Here is a 2,863-nt window from a genome sequence, read left to right on the forward strand (position 1 = left end):
GCCCTTCTAGCCGCCGCCGTGCTGGCCCTGAACGATAACGAGCTTGCCGTCCGCCTGGATGCCTGGCGCGCCGCGCAGACCGCCAAGGTCGCGGCAGAACCGACGGATACGCCGTGAGCCTGCCCGCCGGATCGACCATCGGCATCATTGGCGGCGGCCAGCTCGGCCGCATGCTGGCTGTTGCTGCCGCCCGCCTCGGCTACCGCACCGTGGTGCTGGAGCCGCAAGCGGATTGCCCCGCGGCACAGGTCGCCAACCGGCAGATAACAGCCGCCTATGACGACCCGGCCGCCCTTGCCGAACTGGCAGGCTCGAGTTCCGTCGTCACCTACGAGTTCGAGAACGTGCCGGTTGCAGCCGCCAGTGCGCTGGCCGCCAAGGTTCCGGTCTATCCGCCGGCGCGTGCGCTGGAAGTGGCGCAGGACCGGGTGGACGAAAAAACATTCCTCAACGGCATCGGCATTGCCACCGCCGATTTCCACGCCGTCGACAATGATGACCAGCTGATCGCGGCGCTGAAAGCATTCGACGGCAGCGGTGTCCTGAAGACCCGGCGCATGGGCTATGACGGCAAAGGCCAGCGCGTCTTCCGCAACATGGAAGCCGGCGGCTTCGCCGGCACATGCGAGGCGATGGGCAATGTGCCTCTGATCCTGGAGGCCTTCGTGCCGTTCGAGCGCGAGATATCGGTGATCGCGGCGCGTGGGCTGGACGGTGCGGTTGTCGCTTACGATCCAGCCGAGAATATCCATCGCAACGGCATTCTCCACACATCGACCTTGCCGGCCGCCATTATGCCGGAGACGGCGGAAGCGGCCCGAACGGCCGCATCGAAGATCCTGTCGGCGCTGAACTATGTCGGCGTCATCGGCGTCGAGTTCTTCGTGCTGGCGGACGGCTCGCTGCTGGCCAACGAGATCGCGCCGCGCGTGCACAATTCCGGCCATTGGACGGAAGCCGCCTGTATCGTCTCGCAGTTCGAGCAGCATATCCGCGCCATCGCCGGCCTGCCGCTCGGCGCCCCGGACCGCCATTCCGACTGTGTGATGGAAAACCTGATCGGCGACGATGTGCTGCGCGTCCCGGAGCTTCTCGCCGAGCCCGATCTGATGCTGCATCTCTACGGCAAGGCCGAAGCGCGGCTCGGCCGCAAGATGGGGCATTTCACTCGGATCAGCCGTCGCGCCTCATAGGGTTGCCTACTGCAAATCGTCGCTCTCGTCCTCGCCTGGATTGGCGCAACTCACATCGCCTTCCTCGCAATTGGCCGCGGCAGCGAGCTGCTTGATGCGATCATTGGTCAATCTGGTCAGGCATTGCGATACTGCCATCGGATGGATCGAGCCGCCTTGACTGGCGGCGGTGGAATGCGCGCATTCGGCATCGCGAAAAGTGATCCAGGCGCGCTGCGCCACCTGCAGCAATCTCTTGCCGCCGGCGTCATCCGAGCTGGTAAGGTCCTGATAGGCCTTGTTGAGCTTGGCGTCGGCCGCCTGATAGTCTTCGCCGGCACAGATGTTCATCATCTGCTGGCTATCGTCGCTGCGGTCGCATTCCTGCGCGCGAGCAACCGAAGCTGCCGCCAGCAGGACAAGGCAGGCGGACAGGAACATTCGGCGCATGGTTCTCTCCAAATCACTTCACGGCGACCGCATCATCCCAGCCGGCCCCAGGGCCGCGCAATGCCGCAAGGCCGACATGGCGGATAATTGATGACAGGGACGATTCACAGCCGCTATGGAGCACGCTTGCGGTTGACAGGGACAAGGCTCCTCGTTTATGAGCCTCCCACAGTTCAAAGGCGCGTCTTCTGGCGCGCCTTAAAATTTCGACCCGGACCGGGTCCACACCGACAGGCAAGACCATGAAGATCAAGAATTCGCTCAAGGCGCTGAAGGCGCGTCACCGCGACAACCAGTTGGTTCGCCGCAAGGGCCGCGTCTACATCATCAACAAGACCGCCCCGCGCTACAAGGCACGCCAGGGCTGAGTTTTCGGGCAGGAGGCTGTTGCCTCCCCCCATTTGATGCTTGTTGCCGCCTGCCGGCATTTTCACGCCAAATTCAGTTTGACGTTCCGTCGCCCGGGACTAGAGTCCGGCGATGCGGATTCTTTTTGCATTTGTGACATCTCTGCTTGTTTCCGGCGTCATTTATGGCCCGGCATGGGCGGACGATGCTGTCGCGCCGCCGGCCACTCAGGACGCGCCGCCCGCCGCAACGACGAAACAAGCCCGCCTCGACCAGTTGTTCAGCGATCTGAAACGCGAGCGCAACGAAAAGGCGGCCGAGCGCATCGCCGGCAACATCTGGAGCGAGTGGTCGCAATCCGGCAGCGCCTCGATCGACCTGATGATGCAGTGGTCGCAAAAAGCCGTCGAGGGCCAGAAGTTCGACGTCGCGCTCGATTTCCTCGACCAGGTGGTGACTTTGCAGCCGACTTATGCCGAAGGCTGGAACCGGCGTGCCACCGTCCATTTCATGATGAAGAACTACGGCAAGTCGATGTCCGACATCGACCAAACGCTGCAGCTCGAGCCGCGCCATTTCGGTGCGCTGTCCGGCCTGGCGCAGATCATGGCGCTGACCGGCCACAAGCAATCGGCGCTCGAGGCCTGGCAGAAGGTGCTGGCCATCTATCCGATGATGCGCAGCGCCCAGGACCAGGTCGGCACGATTTCGGAGGAACTTGCCGGTGAAGGCATTTAAGGGAATAGGCAGTAGGGATTAGGCAGTAGGTCCAGACCGCTCTGCGGAACACACATGCCTACTGCCTACTGCCTACTGCCTACTGCCTACTGCCTACTGCCTACTGCCTACTGCCTACTGCCTACTGCCTACTGCCTACTGCCTACTGCCTACCC

General features: G+C 62.9%; 4 protein-coding genes and 1 pseudogene. 4 read left to right on the forward strand and 1 reads right to left on the reverse strand.

All coding sequences use genetic code 11. From position 1 onward, the window contains the following. Both purE and EN939_RS28240 read left to right on the forward strand, forming a co-directional pair. A pseudogene (purE, locus tag EN939_RS39380) lies at window positions 1-117 on the forward strand (5-(carboxyamino)imidazole ribonucleotide mutase); the annotation flags it as partial. Continuing rightward, complete coding sequence (locus tag EN939_RS28240; RefSeq protein ID WP_127271005.1) at window positions 114-1,193, forward strand: 5-(carboxyamino)imidazole ribonucleotide synthase; 1,080 nt, start codon at window positions 114-116, stop codon at window positions 1,191-1,193. The pseudogene purE and the gene EN939_RS28240, both read left to right, overlap by 4 nt. Window positions 1,194-1,199: 6 nt before the next feature. On the opposite strand, the gene EN939_RS28245 is transcribed toward EN939_RS28240, so the two are convergent. Further along, the gene (locus EN939_RS28245; RefSeq protein ID WP_127271006.1) at window positions 1,200-1,622 is read right to left on the reverse strand and encodes a lysozyme inhibitor LprI family protein; all 423 of its coding nucleotides are present in this window, start codon (window positions 1,620-1,622) and stop codon (window positions 1,200-1,202) included. Between the two features lie 242 nt (window positions 1,623-1,864). On the opposite strand from EN939_RS28245, the gene ykgO reads away from it, so the two are divergent. Beyond that, window positions 1,865-1,990, forward strand: a complete 126-nt coding sequence (gene ykgO, locus EN939_RS28250; RefSeq protein WP_006327841.1) for a type B 50S ribosomal protein L36 — start codon at window positions 1,865-1,867, stop codon at window positions 1,988-1,990. Window positions 1,991-2,102: 112 nt separating this feature from the next. Continuing rightward, window positions 2,103-2,708, forward strand: a complete 606-nt coding sequence (locus tag EN939_RS28255) for a tetratricopeptide repeat protein (protein ID WP_127271008.1) — start codon at window positions 2,103-2,105, stop codon at window positions 2,706-2,708. Window positions 2,709-2,863 lie beyond the last annotated feature (155 nt).

This window comes from Mesorhizobium sp. M7A.F.Ca.CA.002.05.1.1 (genome assembly GCF_003998335.1).
Lineage (GTDB): Bacteria > Pseudomonadota > Alphaproteobacteria > Rhizobiales > Rhizobiaceae > Mesorhizobium.

Excerpts from the sequence above, each read along its gene's own strand:
- EN939_RS28245 (WP_127271006.1), bottom strand. The coding sequence starts at position 1,622 with ATGCGCCGAATGTTCCTGTCCGCCTGCCTTGTCCTGCTGGCGGCAGCT.
- ykgO (WP_006327841.1), top strand. The coding sequence starts at position 1,865 with ATGAAGATCAAGAATTCGCTCAAGGCGCTGAAGGCGCGTCACCGCGAC.
- EN939_RS28255 (WP_127271008.1), top strand. The coding sequence starts at position 2,103 with ATGCGGATTCTTTTTGCATTTGTGACATCTCTGCTTGTTTCCGGCGTC.